At 59.9% G+C, this 20,106-nt stretch carries 22 protein-coding genes; 9 read left to right on the top strand and 13 right to left on the bottom strand.

From position 1 onward, the window contains the following. Nucleotides 1-64: 64 nt before the first annotated feature. From M0H32_RS08185 to M0H32_RS08165, 5 genes are all read right to left on the bottom strand, one after another. A complete protein-coding gene (locus M0H32_RS08185; RefSeq protein ID WP_248153086.1) occupies nucleotides 65-1,234 on the bottom strand; it encodes a benzoate/H(+) symporter BenE family transporter in 1,170 nt (389 codons plus the stop codon). Between the two features lie 133 nt (nucleotides 1,235-1,367). Further along, a complete protein-coding gene (locus tag M0H32_RS08180) occupies nucleotides 1,368-1,826 on the bottom strand; it encodes a BLUF domain-containing protein (RefSeq protein WP_248153085.1) in 459 nt (152 codons plus the stop codon). 274 nt (nucleotides 1,827-2,100) lie between these two features. Then, nucleotides 2,101-2,781 (bottom strand): SDR family oxidoreductase, encoded by a 681-nt coding sequence (locus M0H32_RS08175; RefSeq protein ID WP_248153084.1) that lies wholly within the window; start codon nucleotides 2,779-2,781, stop codon nucleotides 2,101-2,103. Between the two features lie 158 nt (nucleotides 2,782-2,939). Next, nucleotides 2,940-3,506, bottom strand: a complete 567-nt coding sequence (locus tag M0H32_RS08170) for a substrate-binding periplasmic protein (RefSeq protein ID WP_248153083.1) — start codon at nucleotides 3,504-3,506, stop codon at nucleotides 2,940-2,942. Next, a complete protein-coding gene (locus M0H32_RS08165; protein WP_248153082.1) occupies nucleotides 3,503-3,670 on the bottom strand; it encodes a hypothetical protein in 168 nt (55 codons plus the stop codon). Before M0H32_RS08165 ends, M0H32_RS08170 begins: the two co-directional genes overlap by 4 nt. Nucleotides 3,671-3,932: 262 nt before the next feature. On the opposite strand from M0H32_RS08165, the gene M0H32_RS08160 reads away from it, so the two are divergent. Both M0H32_RS08160 and M0H32_RS08155 read left to right on the top strand, forming a co-directional pair. After that, nucleotides 3,933-5,075: an Mrp/NBP35 family ATP-binding protein gene (locus tag M0H32_RS08160; RefSeq protein ID WP_248153081.1), complete on the top strand. Its 1,143-nt coding sequence runs from the start codon at nucleotides 3,933-3,935 to the stop codon at nucleotides 5,073-5,075. Between the two features lie 430 nt (nucleotides 5,076-5,505). Beyond that, the gene (locus M0H32_RS08155; protein ID WP_248153080.1) at nucleotides 5,506-6,744 is read left to right on the top strand and encodes a multidrug effflux MFS transporter; all 1,239 of its coding nucleotides are present in this window, start codon (nucleotides 5,506-5,508) and stop codon (nucleotides 6,742-6,744) included. A gap of 42 nt (nucleotides 6,745-6,786) precedes the next feature. Here M0H32_RS08155 and moaA read toward each other — a convergent pair whose 3' ends face one another. From moaA to M0H32_RS08140, 3 genes are all read right to left on the bottom strand, one after another. Further along, nucleotides 6,787-7,776, bottom strand: coding sequence for a GTP 3',8-cyclase MoaA (gene moaA, locus M0H32_RS08150; RefSeq protein WP_248153191.1), 990 nt, complete (start codon nucleotides 7,774-7,776; stop codon nucleotides 6,787-6,789). 207 nt (nucleotides 7,777-7,983) lie between these two features. After that, the gene (locus tag M0H32_RS08145) at nucleotides 7,984-8,430 is read right to left on the bottom strand and encodes a MarR family winged helix-turn-helix transcriptional regulator (RefSeq protein ID WP_248153079.1); all 447 of its coding nucleotides are present in this window, start codon (nucleotides 8,428-8,430) and stop codon (nucleotides 7,984-7,986) included. Further along, nucleotides 8,423-9,529: an Acg family FMN-binding oxidoreductase gene (locus M0H32_RS08140; protein WP_248153078.1), complete on the bottom strand. Its 1,107-nt coding sequence runs from the start codon at nucleotides 9,527-9,529 to the stop codon at nucleotides 8,423-8,425. The genes M0H32_RS08145 and M0H32_RS08140 overlap by 8 nt, the downstream gene beginning before the upstream one ends. Before the next feature lie 154 nt (nucleotides 9,530-9,683). Here M0H32_RS08140 and M0H32_RS08135 point away from each other — a divergent pair, with 154 nt between their 5' ends. From M0H32_RS08135 to M0H32_RS08110, 6 genes are all read left to right on the top strand, one after another. Further along, on the top strand, nucleotides 9,684-10,124 hold the full coding sequence (locus M0H32_RS08135) for a cupin domain-containing protein (RefSeq protein WP_248153077.1): 441 nt from the start codon (nucleotides 9,684-9,686) through the stop codon (nucleotides 10,122-10,124). Beyond that, nucleotides 10,121-10,462: an ArsR/SmtB family transcription factor gene (locus M0H32_RS08130; protein WP_248153076.1), complete on the top strand. Its 342-nt coding sequence runs from the start codon at nucleotides 10,121-10,123 to the stop codon at nucleotides 10,460-10,462. The genes M0H32_RS08135 and M0H32_RS08130 overlap by 4 nt, the downstream gene beginning before the upstream one ends. Further along, nucleotides 10,459-10,893: an SRPBCC family protein gene (locus tag M0H32_RS08125; protein ID WP_248153075.1), complete on the top strand. Its 435-nt coding sequence runs from the start codon at nucleotides 10,459-10,461 to the stop codon at nucleotides 10,891-10,893. Before M0H32_RS08130 ends, M0H32_RS08125 begins: the two co-directional genes overlap by 4 nt. A gap of 100 nt (nucleotides 10,894-10,993) precedes the next feature. Beyond that, nucleotides 10,994-12,430, top strand: a complete 1,437-nt coding sequence (locus M0H32_RS08120; RefSeq protein ID WP_248153074.1) for a cryptochrome/photolyase family protein — start codon at nucleotides 10,994-10,996, stop codon at nucleotides 12,428-12,430. 73 nt (nucleotides 12,431-12,503) lie between these two features. Next, nucleotides 12,504-12,872: a gamma-butyrobetaine hydroxylase family protein gene (locus M0H32_RS08115; protein ID WP_248153073.1), complete on the top strand. Its 369-nt coding sequence runs from the start codon at nucleotides 12,504-12,506 to the stop codon at nucleotides 12,870-12,872. A gap of 183 nt (nucleotides 12,873-13,055) precedes the next feature. Further along, the gene (locus M0H32_RS08110; protein WP_248153072.1) at nucleotides 13,056-13,778 is read left to right on the top strand and encodes a DNA helicase; all 723 of its coding nucleotides are present in this window, start codon (nucleotides 13,056-13,058) and stop codon (nucleotides 13,776-13,778) included. A gap of 55 nt (nucleotides 13,779-13,833) precedes the next feature. Here the strand turns inward: M0H32_RS08110 and M0H32_RS08105 are convergent, their stop codons facing one another. The 5 genes from M0H32_RS08105 to M0H32_RS08085 form a co-directional block, all read right to left on the bottom strand. Continuing rightward, entirely contained in the window at nucleotides 13,834-14,427 is a 594-nt protein-coding gene (locus M0H32_RS08105) for a L,D-transpeptidase (protein WP_248153071.1), read from the bottom strand. A gap of 663 nt (nucleotides 14,428-15,090) precedes the next feature. Continuing rightward, nucleotides 15,091-16,728, bottom strand: coding sequence for a fumarate hydratase (locus M0H32_RS08100; RefSeq protein WP_248153070.1), 1,638 nt, complete (start codon nucleotides 16,726-16,728; stop codon nucleotides 15,091-15,093). Nucleotides 16,729-16,866: 138 nt separating this feature from the next. Continuing rightward, entirely contained in the window at nucleotides 16,867-17,424 is a 558-nt protein-coding gene (locus tag M0H32_RS08095) for a YceI family protein (protein ID WP_248153069.1), read from the bottom strand. A 24-nt stretch (nucleotides 17,425-17,448) separates the two neighbouring features. Beyond that, nucleotides 17,449-18,033, bottom strand: a complete 585-nt coding sequence (locus tag M0H32_RS08090) for a cytochrome b (protein ID WP_248153068.1) — start codon at nucleotides 18,031-18,033, stop codon at nucleotides 17,449-17,451. Between the two features lie 53 nt (nucleotides 18,034-18,086). Continuing rightward, on the bottom strand, nucleotides 18,087-18,671 hold the full coding sequence (locus M0H32_RS08085) for a YceI family protein (protein ID WP_248153067.1): 585 nt from the start codon (nucleotides 18,669-18,671) through the stop codon (nucleotides 18,087-18,089). Between the two features lie 422 nt (nucleotides 18,672-19,093). Here M0H32_RS08085 and M0H32_RS08080 point away from each other — a divergent pair, with 422 nt between their 5' ends. After that, the gene (locus tag M0H32_RS08080; RefSeq protein WP_248153066.1) at nucleotides 19,094-19,813 is read left to right on the top strand and encodes a glycerophosphodiester phosphodiesterase; all 720 of its coding nucleotides are present in this window, start codon (nucleotides 19,094-19,096) and stop codon (nucleotides 19,811-19,813) included. Nucleotides 19,814-20,106: the final 293 nt, after the last annotated feature.

The raw sequence follows: 20,106 nt of genomic DNA, 5'->3' as shown, positions 1-20,106 counted from the left end.
GCGCGACTCCATAATTTGTATCTTTGACAAACACTATGGGACGCGGTCACTGCGGGGCAAGGTGTTAGTTAGCACGTCTGGTACGGGCAAGTGCCATGAAGGCTCCGCCGGCCAGAAGGCCCCAGAAGGCACCTGAGACGCCAAAGAAGCTGACACCGGAGGCCGTCACCATGAAGGTGATGATGGCGCTGTCACGGGTCTCCGGCGATTTGGTGGCTTCGCCGATGGAAAAGGCGAAGGCACTCAAAAGCGCCAGGCCGGCGACCGCCTCGATCAGGATCGATGGGGTGGCAGCCACAAAGGCCATGACAAAACCGGCGAACAGACCGAACAGGATATAAACAGCGCCGGAAGTCGCCGCCGCCCAGTAGCGTTGTCCCGGATCCTTGTGCGCATCCTCGCTGGCGCACATGGCCGCGGTGATGGCCGCCAGATTGACCGCGTGCCCGCCGAAAGGCGCCGACAGCAGGCTGAACACACCGGACAGCGTGAACAGGGGGCCGCTGTGCGGTTCATAGCCATAGGCCTTGAGGACCGCGACGCCGGGAATATTCTGGGAGGCCATCGTCACGATGAACAGGGGCAGGGCGATGCTCACCAGGGCTTCGATGGAAAAGACCGGGCTGATCAGGACCGGAGTCGTGATCAGGTCGGTTGCGGAAAGGTCAATCGGGCCGCTGATGTAAAGCGCGATCACGAAGGTCATGGCCATGGCGAGAGGAATGGCGAACAGGCGCAGGAAGCGCAGCGCGATTGCCCAGACGGCGATGATTGCAAGGGCGCTCAGTGGAAGTTCGGCAACTGCCTTGACCGGGGCAAGGCACAGGCCGAAGAGGACACCGGCGAGCATGGCGTTGGCCAGCGGCGCGGGAATCGCGGCAACGGCGCGCCCGAAGGGGCGGACCAGACCGGCCAGCACAATCAGGATTGCACATACAATGAAGGCTCCGACAGCCGCGGCGAAACCTCCGTCGACAGGGCCGGCTGAGGCGAGCAGGGCGGCTCCCGGCGTGGACCAGGCGATGCTGACCGGGATTTTCGTTTTTAGAGACGCGACGATCGAACAAAGGCCCATGGAAATGGACAGGGCCATCAATCCGCTGGTCGCTTCCGCCACCGAGGCGCCAGAGGCCGACAGGCCCTGAATGACGATGGCGAAGGAGCTGGCGAAGCCGACAATGGCTGCCAATAGGCCTGCGGACAGAGATTGAAAATTGGGACGGCTTGCTGACATGGCCTGGCTCTCCATGGGCTGGAGCGCCAGCAATAGTTGCCATAAGCAAAATTGACTAGGACAAGAAAGTCACATCCGAAACCAAAACGCGGGCGGCATCGCGCAGTATCTGGCAGTTTGCCGCGCCCGCTGTTCAGATCATCAGCATCTCGTTGGTCAGGCGGCCCTGCTGAAGCTCGTTGGCGAAGTGGCTGAAGGCCAGATAGGCTTCGTCCCGTGTGACTTCTCCCGGATGGTCCAGAAGCGGGCGCAGCACATCGTGCTGGGCGGCGGCCCGGCCGTCGGTCAGATCGCGGAAGAACATCAGCGAGTTCGGAAAAAGACGAAAATCTGCGGGTTCGTGAATGATGCCCTCGATGTCGCTCAGGCGCGGGTCGTTCATCACGCAATAGACGGTATCGAGAACCTGGCCCGTGTAGCCTTCCAGCACCTGGATAATGTGCTGATCGACCAGCAGCAGCGCGCCGGTCACCCCGGCCTTGCGGTTGATGCGGCGGATCCGCAGCAAGGTCTTGTCGATCTCGTCGGGCAAGGGCAAACGCATCTTGTCCCACTTGATTCTGCTGCGATAGCAGGCGCGATACAGTTCCATGGCAGGTCCCATCCTTTTGCCGATGAAATCAGCCTGCGCTTCAATTCCTCACATTTGCTTAAAATTTGATTCAATTTGTAAGAAGAGCGGGCGTGGTTACCGATCCCTTGCCAAGTTCTGCGGATATCAGTGCTTGGCGGCGCGGCCGTGCCGTCAAGAAAACTGTGTAAAACAACGTGCTCAAATCTTTGTGTGGAAAAGGCTGCTGGACGCGCTGATCTTTCTTGAAAAAGGCGCTGCTTGTGACCCCGCAGTCCGAGTCGGACTGGTGAAATCAGAATGGCCGTTCTTCCCCCGACCATCTGAAAAATTTGCCGGTATCTGCAAGTGTCAGCCGTTCGGCGACCTCAAGAATTCCCTCTGCCACCGCAACCGGATCATTGTCGGCCTGCGGCCCGCCCATATCCGTGCGCACCCAGCCCGGATCGATCAGCGCGACAGGGATGTTGGAGGGTTCCAGTTCGGTTGCCAGTCCCTGCATCACCTTGTTGACGGCGGCCTTGGAGGCCCGGTAGGCCAGGGTGTCGGATTTGCGGTAGCCTATCCAGGCCATCTGGCTGGAGATCGTCAGAATCCGGCCGTTTACCGACTTGCGCAGCGGTGGCAGGAAAGCCTGCGACACGGCCAGGGGCGCGAGCGTGTTGACTTTCAGTGTTTCCGCGAAGCCGTCGAAATCCATGTCGAGCGGGGACTGCCGCTTGGGGCTAATGATGCCGGCGTTGTTGATCAGAAGATCAAGGGCATTGTCGAGGGAGGCTGCGACGGCATGCACGCGCGCATGGTCCGTCACGTCGAAGACCAGAGGCTTGAAGTCCCCGTCAAGGCGGGATGCAGTCTCGTGCGCCAGCTCTTCGGTACGGACCGAACCGTAGACGGTCCAGCCTCTGGCAAGCGCGGCGCGCGCGAGTTCAAATCCGATCCCGCGATTGGACGCGGTGACGAGACATACCGGCATGGTCAGATCCTGTGATTTTGCTTTTTGAAGGCAGGCAACTTGGCGGAGCGAAACGGTACTCCATTCAACCGGTCACGCAAGCCCGGTATTGTTCCGATCGGGCTAGGGATACAATTTGATCGACTATTGCAGGCCGTTCACTGGTATTTGGCGTGAATTTAGGCGTATGTGCCATCCGCCTTGACCTCGGCCAGGCCCTTGTTGAAGTCCTCAAGCAACAGGTTCGACAAGGGAAAAGCCTTCGACAGACAAAGAAAAAGCGGTTTGTCGGCCATGATCGAAAACCTGAACCTCCCGCTGAGGCCAAGCCACTTGATGAGGAAATCGGTTGCCTGCCGTCCGTTCAGAAAATTGTCGAGGCGTCCGTGTTCGAGCATCTTGATGCCAGCCTCGCCGTTGGGAATGTCGATTGGATCGATGCCGAAATCCGTCAGTTTCGCATGGGTCGAATATCCTGTGACCGCGCCGACTTTCTTGCCGATCAGATCGGCATGGCTTGAATTCTGGTCATCGGCAAAGTCGGAGCGGTAATAGACACCGTCCGTGGTGCTGCTCAGTTGCTCCGAATAGAAGGCGAATTCTTCGCGTTGGGCGCGGTAGGCGCAGGACAGGAGGCCGGCGGGGACTACCGCCACGGCCCGCTTCCAGGGAACAAAGGCGATTCTGGCCAGCCAGCCCGTCCGGGCAAAAGTCTCGATCACCACTTCATAATCGAAACCGCTCAATCCCTCCACGGCTCGGCCATTTCGAACGGCGGATAACCGGTTGCGAGAATGGTGATGGACTTGTCCGGCTGAGGGGTGGCAAAGGCGGGGCCTGCCAGGCCGAGAACGGCAACGAGTACCGTCGCCTCAATCTGGTTTTGAAAAACAGTGCCCAGTGTGCACATGTGTCTCTTTCTTCCGGTTGTATTTTTAAAAAGATACATCACAAAGGTTGGCGGGTGTGTTGCAAATGCCTGAGACCGATGGGCCGCTCGCGATTTTGGAAGCGGCCTTGTCTCTGAAATTCATCGCTCTTATGACTGCTCTGGAAGAGGCGACGTCCCGGGCTGCTACAGTTTGGCAACTTGCAGGGCGGCTGCTGCGATCTACATTCCGCCGATGAGCGTCGTTTTACGGACGCATCCCGGGGACAAGCAGGACGAAAAAATGAACGACACCATCAAAAACGCGGTCATGGATCGTCTGAGGCAAATCAAGGGGCCGGATCTGGAAGGCGACATTGTCTCTCTGGGACTGGTGTCTGATGTGTTTGTGTCCGACGGGCGGGTGGCGTTTTCGATCACCGTGCCCGCCGAGCGGGCTCAGGAGCTCGAGCCGCTGCGCCAGGCGGCCGACAAGGTGGTCCGCGAAGTGCCGGGCGTTGAAACGGCGATGGTCGCGCTGACGGCGGAGCGCGCTGCGGGGGGCGCCCGCAACACTGCGCCGAAGGCAACTCAGCCGGCGCCGCGAAAGGCGCCGGAGGAACAGGCACCGCAGAAGCCCGGTGTGCCGGGCATCAAGCACATTGTCGCCGTCGCGTCCGGCAAGGGCGGTGTCGGCAAGTCCACGACGACCGCGAATCTCGCCCTCGCGATGGCCGCGCTGGGCAAGAAGGTGGGCGTTCTGGACGCCGATATTTACGGTCCGTCCGTGCCGCGCCTGTTCAATGTCTCCGGCCGGCCGGAGCCGGTCGAAGGCCGGGTGCTGAAGCCGCTGGAAGGCTACGGCATCAAAGTGATGTCGATGGGGTTCATGGTGGAGGAAGAAACCCCGATGATCTGGCGCGGGCCCATGGTCATTTCGGCGCTCACCCAGATGTTGCGGGAAGTCGCCTGGGGCGAGCTGGACGTTCTCGTCGTCGACATGCCTCCGGGAACGGGGGACGCCCAGTTGACCATGGCCCAGCAGGTGCCGCTCGCCGGAGCCGTGATCGTGTCGACACCCCAGGACCTGGCGCTGATCGATGCCCGCAAGGGGCTCAATATGTTCAAGCGCGTCGACGTGCCGGTTCTCGGCATTGTCGAGAACATGAGCTATTTCCTCTGTCCCGACTGCGGCGGCCGGCACGATATCTTCGGCCATGGCGGCGCGCGCGCGGAAGCTGTGCGGCTCGGTGTGCCGTTCCTGGGAGAGGTTCCGCTGACCATGAAAATCCGGGAAACGTCGGACGCCGGCACGCCGGTCGTCGTGTCGGATCCAGAGGGGGACGTTGCGGGCATCTACAAGCAGATCGCCGCGTCCGTTCTGGCCGGCATCGAGGCCGCGGATGCATCGCAGGAGAAGGCCGCGCCCAGCATCGTGTTCGAATAGGCGCTCGCCAGACCGATCGTCCTCTTCGTCATCCCGTGCTTGACCCTGATCTGCCCCTGCCAATATTGGCAGGGGTTAAGCAATCTGAAGTTGAAACGTGCTTGGTGGTTGCATTTCTGGAAAGACATGCAACCTGCCCGGTTACCTGGAGATATGGCGAGCCGGTCCAAGGCAATGGTGCGCGCAGCGCCATGTGTCTCCATCGGCGGTCCGGCGGGCTGGCGGCGAAAATGAAGCCGTCACAGCCCGCACGGCAGGACAAGATCAATTCTTCGCTTCAGTGCGGCAAGCGGCTGACGTTTCACACCGTGAAATGATGAGCGCTTGGAACAATTGGCTTTTTCACGGCCGGATCACGGGCCTTCTGTATCTTGAACCCTTCAGACCACTCAGAGGAGTCGGTCACAACAACAAGGGTTCTCTCCCGGGCATGTCAGCTGGCGTCTCCCCTTCACGTGATGACGAAGCCAAACCGTCCTTGGGCGTGCTTGTTGCAATTTCCACCATTAGCCCGCTTGCCATGCAGATCTATCTGCCGTCGCTTGCAGGCATGATGGTTGTTTTTTCTGCAACCGCAGGTGAGATCCAGCTGACAATGTCAGCCTTTTTCATCGCGGTGGCCCTGTCACAACTGATCTGGGGTCCGTTGTCGGACCAGTTCGGACGCCGGCCGGTGGTGATCGCCGGTATGGTCCTGTTTGTGCTGGGCAGCATCCTGTGCCTCATGGCGACGACCATCCAGGCGCTGATCGCCGCAAGAGTGATCCAGGCTGCCGGCGGTTGCGCCGGTATCGTTCTGGGAAGGGCGATTATCCGCGACCTGCATGAACCCATGCGTGCTGCCAGCATGATCGGGTACCTGGCCATGGGCATGGCCGTGATGCCGACGATCGCGCCGGCAATCGGTGGCCTCTTGGATGAGTTCTACGGCTGGCAGGGCGGGTTCGTCTTGATGCTGATCTTTGGCGTGGGGGTCTTGGTAGCCTCCATCTATTGGTTGCCTGAAACGCACCATAAACTCAGCTCCGTCGGTGCGAAGCATATCCTGCGCGCCTACACAACCCTCCTACGGGAGCCGCTCTATTGGAGCTATTCCCTGACCGCAGCCTTCAGTGCATTGACCTATTTTGCCTATCTGGGCGGCGCACCGTTCATCTCCTCCGAGCTTCTGTCCCTGAGCGCGGCGGAGATGGGGTTCTATTTCATGTTTGTCGCGCTCGGCTATATCGCCGGCAACTACCTTTCCGGTCGGTTTGCGCAACGGGTGGGCATGTACCCGATGATCCTCTCCGGCACGCTGATTGGAGTTCTGAGCGTTTTGCTCATTGCAGGCTTCGCTCACTACGGCGTCCTGACGGCTCCAAGCCTGTTCCTGCCGATGTTCCTACTGGGCCTTGGCAATGGGGTCTGCCTGCCGAGCGCGCTCTCCGGAGCGGTGAGTGTCCGGCCAGAGCTGACTGGCGCCGCATCAGGCCTGACGGCATCCTTGCAGGTCGGGACCGGCGCAGTGGCTGGCTCCCTGGTTGCTTGGCTCTACACGGACAGCATGTTCGCAGGCACACCCTGGGGCATGGTTCTGATCATGGGGATCGGCATCGTCCTCAGCCTCGGCGCGGTTATCACGATCCGCCTGCAAATGTCATCCAGAGCGCTTCTTCCCGCCGAATAGCTGACAGACACGGACAAGTGGCGTCCATCTGAACGGGCGGACTCAGCCGCCGGTCACGCTCATATGGCGGGCGACAGCCGGTTGATTGCGCTTCCGGTCGATCACAAAATCGTGGCCCTTCGGCTTGCGGCCGATGGCCTCGTCAATCGCGCCGTTCAAAAGTTCGTTGCCCTCAGAGGCGCGCAGCGGCGCGCGCAGATCGGCCATGTCGTCCTGCCCCAGGCACATATAGAGCTGGCCGGTGCAGGTGACGCGGACCCGGTTGCAGCTTTCGCAGAAATTGTGGGTCATCGGGGTGATGAAGCCAAGGCGCCCGCCGGTTTCCTCAATGGTCACATACCGCGCCGGGCCGCCGGTCTTGTAGGGAATGTCGGTCAGGGTGAACCGCTCCGACAGGCGTTCGCGCACGGTGGAAAGCGGCAGATACTGGTCGGTCCGGTCGCCGTCGATCTCGCCGAGCGGCATGGTCTCGATCAGGGTAAGGTCGTGACCGTGCTCGTGGCACCATTCCAGCATCGGCACGATTTCGTCCTCGTTGACGCCCTTCAGCGCCACCATGTTGACTTTGATCTGCAAGCCGGCATCGGTCGCCGCCCGGATCCCATCCATGACCTTGCCAAGATCGCCCCAGCGGGTGACCGCCTTGAATTTCTGCACATCCAGCGTGTCGATCGACACGTTGATGCGCCGCACGCCGGCGTCATAAAGCTCATTGGCATAGCGGGCGAGCTGCGAGCCGTTTGTGGTGATCGTGAGTTCCTCGAGCGCACCGCTGTCCAGGTGACGTCCGAGGCTGCGGATCAGGCTCATGATGTTTTTGCGCACCAGCGGTTCACCGCCGGTCAGGCGCAGTTTGCGCACGCCCTTTTCAATGAAAGCCGTGCACAGGCGGTCGAGTTCCTCAAGGCTCAGCACTTCGCGTTTGGGCAGGAAGGTCATGTCTTCCGCCATGCAATAGACACAGCGGAAGTCGCAACGGTCGGTCACGGATACACGTAAGTAAGAGACGGCCCGGCCGAACGGATCGATCATCGGGGCCGGCGTCGCCGTCTTGCCGGTTGCCGTTGGTGCCGAAACCACAATCTTGCCGTCAGTCACGTGGCGCTCTCCCTGCGTTCCTGTTCTTTGTCCCGATCATATGGCGCTGACAGGAAGAAGATCAATCGAAACCGGACCGTCCTTGTCCAGTTTACGGCATCAGGTAAACTTGTCGGTGTATTTTTGTCAATCCGGAACCCGTCAGTCCCGGTAGGCATCCATGAAGACGCGGATCTCGGCAAGGGCGGGCAGCAGGGCGGCGACTCGCTCGGCGGGAATGGCTTTTTGCAGGTCTGCAATCTCCGGGTCGATCGAACGGATCGCATCCTCCCGGAAACGGCGGCCGGGGTCGGTCAACCAGACGGTTTTACTGCGGCCGTCCTCCGGGTTGGGGCGCATCTCGACAAAGCCGTGATCCAGCAACCCGTTCAAGGTATGGGTCATGGTCGTTTTGGGGACCTGAAACGCCTTGGCGAGGGTCAGCGGTGTCTGACCGTCGCGAACCCGGATCAGATGGTTGATCACGCTGAAATGGGGCAGGGTCAGCCCCTTCGGCAATCGGGCTTCCATCGCCGCGCGGCTTAGTTGCGCGAGAATTCCGATTTCATTGAAGAAGCTGAAAAAAATGTGCCGTGTATCGTTATCCATTTAATATCCGTGTTTCCAGCGGCCAGCGCGGCGTGCGCGCGGTTCCGGGGCCGTACCCAAGACGTCCAAGCATCTGAACCGTTTCCCCGGGTTTGGCAAGCATCCGGTGGGCTGCGCCGTAGTGAGGCGTCATTTCCTCATATTCCTGCAAGGCCTGGCTGACCGGGTGCAAAGCCAGTCCGAGACGGGTTGTCTCCAGATTGAGCCGCAGCCAGCGGCGGCCAGCGGCGATCTCGTCGGCGCGATCATTGCCCGCCGTTGTAAGCACCACATAGGCTGGTGTTGCATGCAGCATCGTCTCGTACATTTTGACGCCTTCCTTGAACCCGGTCGATTGCGGGTCAAGCTGGCTCTCGGGCGTCAGCACACCAGCTAGCATCAGGCTCTCCAGGAACGGGCCGCCAAGATCAATGCCATCCGGATTGGCGTTGATTTCCGCCTTGCCGAACCGCATCAGATCAACGCTTTCCTTCAGGGCCCGGTGGGTGTGCATTTCCGTCAGCCAGGCCTCCCAGGTCAGCGACTTGATCCTGGCGACCGTCTCCGGGTCGGTGATGACAACGCCGTAGGCGGCAAGGTCCGCAGCCGCACTGTCCGGTACCGGCCGGTCCTCAAACGGTTCCTTGCAGGAACGCCGGTCCAGAATGGAACCGGCGAGGGGATCCCTCGAAGCCCCACCCATCAGCCGCACGTGAGCGACAGGGCCGTCCCGGCCTTCCGGGAACAGGGTAATTTCGGCAGCGTTGCCGCGCAGGGTTGCCGCAACCGTCATCAGTTCCAGAAAGCAGCCCAGGCCGACAAAGATCTGACGATTGAAAGGATCGGTATGCGGCAGATCGCGGGTCGTGTCGCGGTGCAGCACGAAAGCGTCGGATCCCTCCAGTTCGACCAGCCACGGTTGGCGATTGTGCGGATTGGGCGCCAGAAGCGCGTAGGAGAGGGCAAATAGGCGCGGATCGTCATAGCCGCCCGCGGCCTGCCAGGGCTGCAGGGCACGTTGCGGTGTGCGGGTGGCCAGGAATGTGCCGGCGGAAGCGGACGCGGCGACAACCATGCCGCCTCCCAGAAGGGCCAGCGTTCTGCGTCGGGTCAAGGTCATGGAGGGCTCCTTATTGGTACGATATCGAACTATATAGTACGAAGTTGAACCAAATGCAATTTTTTTGACGATTGTTGCTTGCCTGCCTTGAAGTAACACCTTTTAGTGTTATATAAATGACACCAAATGGTGTCATAAGGAGAGTGCAATGAGAATGACGACGATCTTGCGGGCAGCTGCCGCGACATTTCTTTTGACCGGTCTGGCGGTCGAGGCCTCTGCGGACGGGATCCGTCTGATACCGCAGCCGGATCTTGTCTGGGAGGTAACCCCGGAAGGCGTTGCCTTCGCGGCGCTGAAGGGCAACCGCTTTCTAGAGAGCTACATGGCCATGGTTCGCTTGCCGGCCGGTCTTGTCAGCCCGATCCATGTGAAATCCGCCGGAATGTTCGGGCTCATCGTTTCGGGTGAGATGGTGCATGTGACAGGCAACGTCGCGCCAGCGCAGGAACAGGTCCTGAAAGCGGGGGACTACTATGAAATTCCCGCCGGTCTGGCGCACCTGAGCAAATGCGTTTCAACGACCGAGTGTGTCACCTTCCTCTATCAGGATGGCGCATTCGACTTTGTCCCGGTCGGGGAGACACGTCCATGAACACCGGCCCGCAAGCGGTCTTCAGGGCTTTGGCGGATCCCACACGGCGCCAGATCCTGATGCATCTGGCGCACGAGAACCTGGCGATATCCGACATTGCCGCCCGGTTCGACATCACCAGAACCGCCATCAACAAACATCTTGCGATTTTGGAGGAGGGCGGCCTCATCAAAAGCGAGGTCAGCGGCCGTGAGCGGCGTAACAGGCTGACACCGGAACCGATGAAATCCGCCTTTGAATGGCTTGGCCATTTCGAGCGGTACTGGGATGTCAAGCTCACCGATCTGCAGCGCGAAGTCGAAAAAGAAATGGCAGGGAAAAAGGAAACCGAGAAATGACGGCAACGACCATCACCAAGACAATTTTCCTCAACGCTCCCCGGGAGGTCGTCTGGGCTTTCCTGACGCAAAAGGACAAACTCGCACGCTGGTTTCATCCGGCCGAGGAAGACCTAAAGGAGGGGTGCGATTACACCCTGCTGGATCAGCATAACGGCTTGTCGAAAATCTGCTGGGGCAAGGTGCTGGAAATGAAGCCCTTCGCCAGCCTCGTCTATACCTTCACCGTGAAGCCGTTGAACGGCGCCATGACAACCGTTCGCTGGACACTGGAGGATGCTGCCGGCGGCACGCGTCTGACGCTGAGCCACGAAGGTATCGAGCAGGCGGCAGGCGAGGCGGCGTTCATGATGTTGAGCGCCCTGGATGCAGGCTGGGACGCCCATTTCGGCCGGCTGCGCGAGGCGGCCAGGGTTGCCGAGCCTGCCTGACAGGCCCGTGGAAGACCGCGGCCGGTGTCTGCACCGGCCGTTTTGTTGATCTTTTTTGCCGCCCTTCGCGTATTCAGTCTGCTGTGCAATGAGGGGCAACATGACGACACTGGTTTGGTTCCGACAGGATCTCAGGATTGAAGACAATCCGGCACTGACCGAGGCTGCGAAACGGGGCAGGGTGCTGCCGGTGTTCATTCTGGAAGATCCTGCTCATTCCGGCGAAAGCCACCCTTTTGGCGGTGCCAGCCGCTGGTGGCTGCATCACAGCCTGGCGGCCCTCAAATCGGATCTGCCGGGCCTGGTTCTTCTGCGGGGCAGTGCGCGCCATCTCGTCCCGGAGCTGGCAAAACAGCATGCGGTCGACGCGGTCTATTGGAATCGCTGTTACGAACCGCATGCGGTCGAGCGTGACACCGATCTGAAGGCGGCGTTGAAGGAAGACGGCTTCGAGGTCAAGAGTTTCAAGGCGTCGCTGCTGTTCGAGCCCTGGGAGCTTGAAACCAAGTCTGGTGGTCCCTTCAAGGTCTATTCGCCATTCTGGAAAACTGCACAGCAGCACCAGGTTCCGCTGCCGGTGCCGACTCCAAAAACAATCGACTGTGTTTCCGTGGATGATGGTGACGCTCTTGCGGATCTGGGCCTGTTGCCGACAAAACCGAACTGGGCAGCCGGTTGGGACGATCTTTGGCGACCTGGGGCCAAAGGCGCGCGGCAGCGTCTGGCGACCTTTCTGGAGGACGAACTGGAGGGCTACGGCAACCTGCGCAACCGGCCGGATCTACCGAATGTCTCGCGCCTGTCGCCGCATCTTCATTTCGGCGACATCTCGCCGCGCCAGGTCTGGCACGCGACCCAGCATGCAATGGACGCCGATGGCGGCCTTGCGAAGGACGGCCAGAAGTTCCTCTCCGAACTCGCCTGGCGCGAATTCTCCTATCACCTGCTCTACCACTTCCCTGGGCTGCCTGCGGACAATTGGCGGCCGGCCTTTGACGCCTATCCGTGGCGCGACGCGCCGGAGGACCTGGTACGTTGGCAAAAGGGCGAGACCGGATATCCGATTGTCGATGCCGGCATGCGCGAACTCTGGCAGACCGGCTACATGCATAACCGCGTGCGCATGATTGTCGCGAGTTTTCTGGTCAAGCATCTGCGCCTGCACTGGCACCATGGCGAGGCCTGGTTCCGGGACACGCTGCTCGACGCGGACCTCGCCAACAACTCGGCGAGCTGGCAGTGGGTGACCGGATCGGGCGCGGATGCGGCGCCCTATTTCCGGATCTTCAATCCGATCACCCAGGGTGAGAAATTCGACCCTGAGGGCAGCTATACGCGCCGCTGGGTCCCGGAGCTGAAAGACCTGGAGACCAAATACCTGTTTGCCCCGTTCGATGCGCCCAGATCAGTCCTGGAAAACGCGGGAGTGACGCTCGGCGAGACCTATCCGAAGCCAATTGTCAGCCATTCGTCAGCACGGCAAGCGGCTCTGGAGGGATACGAAGCGGTCAAGCAGGCGGGACAAAACGCGTCTTGACGGCAGGGAGGGGGCCGTTATCGTGCCCGCGCACCAGTCGCTGTTCAAAGTGGACCGCCAAAAAGGACCCATCATGACCGATCCCGCCGCGCCCTGGCCGACCGAGCTGCGCGTCTCCAAGGACAGGAAGACCCTGACCATCGCCTATAACACCGGAGAACGGCACGAACTGTCCGCCGAATATCTGCGTGTCTGCTCGCCGTCCGCGGAGGTCAAGGGCCACGCGCCGTCACAAAAACAGACTGTGCCGGGCAAGCGGGAAGTGGAGATCATCAAGGTGGAGCCTGTCGGCAATTATGCGGTGCGGATTCATTTTGACGATATGCACAATTCCGGGATTTTCTCCTGGACCTATTTCCTCGATCTCGGCCGGGACCGGGGCACCCATTGGGGGGGCTATCTGGGCGAGCTCGAGGCCAAGGGCCTGAGCCGGGACCGCTGACGGCGACCGGGCGCTGGTGAGCAAAGGGGCGAATCGGGTACCGTGGTGACGGCTTGACCCGCGCCTTCCCCCTCCAACCGGAGCAGCAGCCGACCTGCAAGGTGATCTTTCATCGGTCGTTCCGGACCCATGCGTTTGCATCAGGAGGGATTGCAGCTGCGCACGCGGTAAGGAAGTCGATCCATGAAGCTGACACATCCGATCTATCGTCTGAAGCGCGCCGCCCGGCAAAAGGCCCGGCAGACCCGCATGCCGCTCTCACAGGCTCTGAACGAGCTTGCCGCAGCTGAAGGGTTCAGCAATTGGAACCACCTTGCTTCCGCCTGGAGGTCCCGTAGCCCTGCCGAGGTTCTGCTGGACCGGTTGCCTTTGGGAAGTCTGATACTTCTGGCCGCAAGGCCTGGGCAGGGCAAGACACTGCTCGGCCTGGAGATTGCCGCGGCCGCATCAAACAGTGGAAGAAGCGCGACTTTCTTCTCCTCCGAGTGCTCCGAAACGGATGTGCAACGCAAGCTGACCGAAAGCGGCTATGGCATTGCGGGGAAGAAAACCGGTCCTGCGGCCGACCTCACCGATTGTGTCTGCGCGCGGCACATCATCTCGCGATTGGAACATGCACCGCGGGAGACGGTCGCCGTAATCGATTACCTGCAGGTGATGGATCAGGATCGCCGGGAACCGCCACTGGGCGAGCAGATCGACAACCTGAGGCGGTTCGCACGGAACCTTGGCCATACGATCGTGTTCCTGTCGCAGGTGCACCGGTCGTTCGATCCAAAGTCAAAGCCGCTGCCGGATTTTGATGACCTCAGGACGACCAACCCGGTTGATCTGTCCCTGTTCGACGCCGGCTGTTTTCTGCATGACGGTGACTTGGTTCTGAGGTCGTGTCCGGCCGAAGCGTGAAAAACAAAAAAAAAGCCGGGCTCAAGGCCCGGCTTTTCCGGCAAAACAGAGTGCCTTAACGCTTGACGATGACCTTCGAGCCGACCGTCACGCTGTTGTACAGGTGGATGACGTCTTCGTTGGCCAGACGGATACAGCCGGACGAAACGGCGGATCCGATGGTCCACGGTTCGGTGGTGCCATGAATGCGATAGAGCGTTGAGCCGATATACATGGCGCGTGCGCCCATCGGGTTGTTCGGACCGCCCGGCATGTAGGCCGGCAGAATGCGGCCCTTGGCGCGCTCGCGCGCACGCATCTGTGCAGGCGGCGTCCAGCTCGGCCATTCCGCCTTGCGCGAAATGCGGTGCGTACCGGCCCACTGGAACCCATCCTTGCCGACGCCGACGCCGTATTTCATTGCCTTGCCGCCCGGCAGGACGTGGTAGAGGCGACGTTCGGACGTGTCGATGATGATGGTACCGGCCGGATACGGGCCGTCATAACGAACGCGTTTGCGTTTGATCGGTGACGGTCCGCCCGGATGATATTTCGGCGTCACCCAGGTGTTCGTGCTGTGATCGAAATAGCCGTAGCGCGGTGCGGCCTGTGCCGTCAGCGCAAACACGCCGGCCATCACCGCCACCACAATGAAATAAAACCTGTTCATTCTAATCCCCCATTCGCACCGGGCCCACGCCACACGGGTGCTGGTCACAGAAGGTGACGTTACGCAAATGTCCTTGCCGCACTGTTAATAATGATGTCCCAAAACGGGCGCAAACGGAATCTCACGTTGGTGTGAGGCGTCTTCAAGTCCAGGGAATGTGCTGAAATTGCAACGGTTTTCTCAGCCGATACGCGATTGTCCCGACATCTCCCGTCAAGGTTGCTTCAGGAGCGTGTTTGCGAAAAGGTGACGGCGGATTTTTACTTTTCCGGCAACCAACGATTCATCGGTGTCCGAGGGCCGTGAGCCGATTCCCGATCAAGGAGACAGGACACTCTCTCAATGAAAAGGCCCGCAATCGGGTGCGGGCCTTCAGGGATGGTCTAATACCAACCTCAATAGATAGGAACCCATCTGATGGCGCTGATCCTGTTTGGCCGGCAAGGCGCGTTGCGCAGGACGGCCGGGTTGGCCGTTCAAGCGGCGCAACGCTGACCGGCGGGCCGGAGCACGCCACCGAAGGCCGTGTTTGGGGTCTGTTCAGCCGCGTCCCAGATTTTGAACGATAAACCATATCGCCCTGCAACCTGCTCCTTGCCGAACAGGCCCCAAACACGGTCAGATCGGTTCCTATCTATTGAGGTTGGTATTAGGCGGTGGAGCTTAGCTCAGGTTCAGTTCCTTGAAGAAGTCATTGCCCTTGTCGTCGACGACGATGAAGGCCGGGAAGTCTTCGACCTCGATCTTCCAGACCGCTTCCATGCCGAGTTCCTCGAATTCGACCACTTCCACCTTCTTGATGCAGTCCTGGGCAAGGCGCGCGGCGGGGCCGCCGATTGAGCCGAGATAGAAGCCGCCATGGGCCTGGCAGGCCCGGCGCACCTGGGCCGAACGGTTGCCCTTGGCCAGCATCACCATGGAGCCGCCTGCTGCTTGGAACTGGTCGACATAGGCGTCCATGCGGCCGGCCGTGGTTGGGCCGAAGGAGCCGGACGGCATGCCTTCGGGCGTCTTGGCCGGGCCGGCATAATAGATCGGGTGGTTCTTGAAATAGTCGGGCAGGGGCTCGCCGCTTTCCAGCCGGTCGCGCAGCTTGGAATGGGCGAGGTCCCGGGCAACGATAAGTGGGCCGCTGAGGGACAGGCGGGTCTTGATCGGATGCCGTGACAGCTCGCCGAGGATTTCGGACATCGGCCGGGTCAGGTCGATCTTGACCACATTGTCGGAGAGATGGTTATCGGTGACCTCCGGCAGATATTTTTCCGGATGCATCTCAAGCTGTTCCAGGAAAATACCGTCCTTGGTGATCTTGCCAACCGCCTGGCGGTCTGCGGAGCACGATACGGCCAGGCCGATCGGCAGAGACGCGCCGTGGCGCGGCAGGCGAATGACGCGGACGTCGTGGCAGAAGTATTTGCCGCCGAACTGGGCGCCGACGCCGGTTGCCTGGGTCAGTTTGTGGATCTCGGCTTCCATCTCGAGATCGCGGAAAGCGTGGCCGAGCTCGGAGCCCTGGGTCGGCAGACCGTCGAGATAACGGGCGGAGGCCAGTTTTGCCGTTTTCAGGTTCATTTCCGCCGAGGTGCCACCGATAACGATCGCCAGGTGATAAGGCGGGCAGGCGGCCGTGCCGAGTGTCAGGATCTTTTCCTTCAGAAACTCGACCATCCGGTCATGGGTGAGCAGGGACGGGGTGCCCTGGAACAGGAAGGTCTTGTTGGCCGAGCCGCCGCCCTTGGCCATGAACAGGAATTTGTAGGCATCCTCGCCCTCGGCATAGAGCTCGATCTGGGCCGGCATGTTGCTCTTGGTGTTGGTCTCCTCGAACATGGAAATCGGCGCAAGCTGCGAGTAGCGCAGGTTTTTCTTGTAATAGGCATCGCGGGCGCCTTCGCCGAGTGCGGCCTCGTCCGAGCCGTCTGTCCAGACCCGGCGACCCTTCTTGCCCATGATGATCGCCGTGCCGGTGTCCTGGCACATCGGCAAGACGCCATGGGAGGCGATGTTGGCGTTCTTCAGAAGGTCGAAGGCGACGAACTTGTCGTTTTCGGTGGCTTCCGGGTCGTCCAGGATTTTCTTCAGCTGCTCCAGGTGGCCCGGGCGCAGGAAATGATTGATGTCCTTGAAGGCTTCCTCTGCCAGAAGACGCAGGCCTTCCGGTTCGACCATAAGCACTTCCTCGCCATTGAATTCGGCGGTCCTGACAAATTCAGACGTCAATTTGCGGTAGGGCGTCTGGTCGGAGCCTTGCGGGAAAAGCGCGCTGTGCTGATAGGTGGGAGGTGTGAGGGGAGCGTTCATGGGACGGCTTTCCTGATCTGGCTGCTTCTGGCGGATTGTCACCCGGAAGCGCTGGATGTTTGGTGCAGTTCTCATACGGCAAAAAGGCCGCGGTCGCCAAGGGCCACGGCCTGATCAAATGGTCTCACGTCTGGCAGGTCAGCGTGTCGCGGTCAGATCCAGCGTCACTGTGACGGCATTGCCGACGGTTTCCGGTCCCATCGCGGTGCCAATCTGATAATCGAGGCGGTTGACGATGGCCATACCCTTGGCCTTGGCGATGTCGCCGACAATCTCCAGGGTGAAGTCGAGATCCACCGGATGCGACAGGCCCTTGACGGTCAGCGTTCCGGAGGCGCGGTAGCTGTTGCCTTCGACCAGCGTGGCGCCGTCAGACTTGAACACCGCCTCCGGAAACGCGGTGACGTCGAACCAGTCCTTGCCGGGCAGAGTGCCGTCAAATTGCTGATTGCCTGTGCTGGCGCTTGCCGGTTGGACCGTTGCAGAGATTTTGGCTGTCTCGGGATGATCCGGATCGAAATCGATGGTAGCGTCCCACGCGCCGAAAATGCCTTTTTGCAGGGCGTCGCCCTGCTTGACTTCAAAGCCGAGCTGGCTCTGGTCCCGGTCAACGGCCCAGGTCGTTGCCACAGCCGGATGGATGGCTGCTGCGCTTAATGCTGCAGTCAGCACAACAACGCTAAATTTCAATGCCATATCTGACTTTCCTTAATTTGATTATTAACTACCGGCCTTGGCGGGACGCGTCGATACCATACGTTTCAACGTGTCGTCCCTGGCGACCAGATGGTGTTTGAAGGCGGCCGCCGCATGCACCGCGATCAGCGCCATCAGCAGATAGGCGCCGTACTCATGCAGCAGCTTGAAGAAGCTTTCCGCCTGTTCCTGAGACCCAAGCGCTGCCGGCACCGGCAGGTGAGGCACGGGAAGGGTGTTGAAGAGCACGGTCGGAATGCCCCAGGGCGAGGCCGATACCATGAACCAACCGGTCAGGGGCAATGCAAACAACAGCGCGTAGAGCCCGATATGGCCCAGATGCGCACCGGCTCTTTCAAGCGGGTGCATGCCGTCCGGCAGACGCGGTGACGGATTCACAAACCGCCACAGCAGCCGGAACACGGCAAGGGCCAGCACCACAAAGCCGATGGACTTGTGCAGCTGGAAAAGCGCGAATGTGCTCGGCTGGTCGAGCGGCAGATCGTGCATGTAAAGTCCGAGCGCCAGCATGCCGAGGATCAGCAGGGCCATTGTCCAGTGGAAGACAATTGCAACTCCGCCGTATCCGCTTCTTGTGTTGCGCAGCATGGCAGGCTCCTTGTGAAGCGGAGGCCGAAACGATCGGCCCCCGCGAAATGATGTCAATTGGTTGCGTCGGTCTTCAGCGTTTCCGCGTGGAAGGTGACGGTCACTTCATCACCGACATATGGCACATACATGTCCATGCCGTAGTCGGACCGCTTGACGACGGTGGAGATCGCAAAGCCGGCGGCTTCCTTCTTGGCCATCGGATGCTCGCCGAGCGCGGTGACATTGACGGTGAGGGTGGCCGGTTTGGTGATGTCCTTGATGGTCAGGTCGCCGGTCACTTCGAGCTGGTTCTCACCGGTCTGTTCGACCTTGGTGCTCTTGAAGGTGGCTTTCGGAAATTTTTCTGCATCGAAAAAATCCGCGCTGAGGAAATGCGTGTCCCGCTCGGCCCAAAACGTGTCCAGGCTGGTGATGTCGATGGTGAATTCGACGGAGGAATTGGCGGGTGTGTCCTTGTCGATCAGAAGCGTTCCGTCCCAGGCGCCGAACCGGCCCTCGGTGGTGGAATAACCGAGGTGATTGTAGGAAAACGCCAGGTTGGCATGGGATTTGTCGAACTCAAAGGCGACGGGTTCGGCAAAGGCAGTGCCTGCCACAAGGGAAAGAGCCAGCGCGGAAGCTGCAAGACGGATCATGATCAAACCTCATTGATGTTACGGGAGCGTTCGCCCATGAACGCTGCAGACTGCAAGATAGGTATGAAATGACCGGCTTCAATTTGACTGACTGTTCGACAAGCTTGAACAATAACAGCGGTAATATCTGTTGGTTTAAAGGTCTCTACTCGCAATTTTACCATGTTTGCTCTGGTGGAAATTTGGCTGAGCTGGACACGCTCAAGGGAATCACCGCAGGATCAATCGGCCGGAAACGTGGAGCCCGGGTCGCAATCTTGGGTTGCTGAATCGAGTAAGTGCATGAAACTTCAAGAGAAGTTGTAGTGTCATCATTTCATTATGAAAATCAGGCACCAGTTGATCTACTTTCCCTTGAAAGCGGCTGATCCAAACGCCAGGTTTGCTCCGGACACCGATCCGGAGGCGCAGGAGAATCTAACGTGAAACAAGCGGTCGTCGTATGCCACCGGGGCGCAAGCCTATTGGCACCGGAAAACACGCTGGCGTCTCTGGAGAAGGCGATAGAGCTTGGTGCCGGCGTGGTGGAGCTGGATGTGCGCCCGTCAAGGGACGGTGTCCTGTATGTCATGCATGATGCGACCGTCGACCGGACCACGAATGGGACGGGGAGGATTTCGGACCTTTTGTCGGACGACATCGACCTGCTAGATGCCGGTGCCTGGTTCGGACCGGAATTCGAAGGCGAACGGGTGCCGCGGCTTGACCGGTTCCTTGATGTCTGCAAGGGCCGCATTGCCACTTATGTGGAGATCAAGGAAGGGGATCCGGCTGAAATCCGCGACATGCTGGCGATGCGCGGCATGCTCAACGATGCCTGGACCTTTTCTTTCGACCAATCCATCCGCGCGGAGGCCCGTGCCAAGGTGCCCGATCTTCGGCGCATGGTGCTTTATATTCACGTTGGCTCCGTCGACCGCGCAATAGCCCAGGACGCACATATTCTGGAGTTTCACGAAGACAATCTGGATCCGGATCTGGTGGCGGAGGCAAAGCGGGCCGGACTGGTTACCCAGATATTCTATGCCGGCAATGAGCGCGCCGTTTTTGAAAAAGCGGTGCGATGCGGCGTGGAGCAAATGAATATCGATGAAGTGGAACTGTTCCGCTCCGTTGAAAAGGAACTGCTGACGTCTGTCTGACAGAAGCGGGGCAACTTTTTCAAGACCTGACAGGGCAATCGCCAGAACGCTTGAGGCAGTTCGGAGGCGGACGTGCCATGACAAGACGTGTGCGGCGCGAAAGGCGAACTGAACCGGTCGCTGATTGCGTTCCCATGCACAGCCTCCGTAAATTTCCGAGCATGGTTTATAGTGTGTTGATCCAGTTACTCTGGGTGGAATTAGCGTAGATTTTCGGATCAATTCTATTTGCGGTAGGCTGTTTTGGTCAGGTCACTGTTGACGATCTGTTGCCGCGAAGTCTAAAATTTTAA

This window comes from Roseibium sediminicola (assembly GCF_023156505.1).
In the GTDB taxonomy this organism is placed as follows: domain Bacteria; phylum Pseudomonadota; class Alphaproteobacteria; order Rhizobiales; family Stappiaceae; genus Roseibium; species Roseibium sediminicola.
Note: the sequence above shows the minus strand (reverse complement) of the source record. Positions and strands in the feature narration are given on the sequence as shown.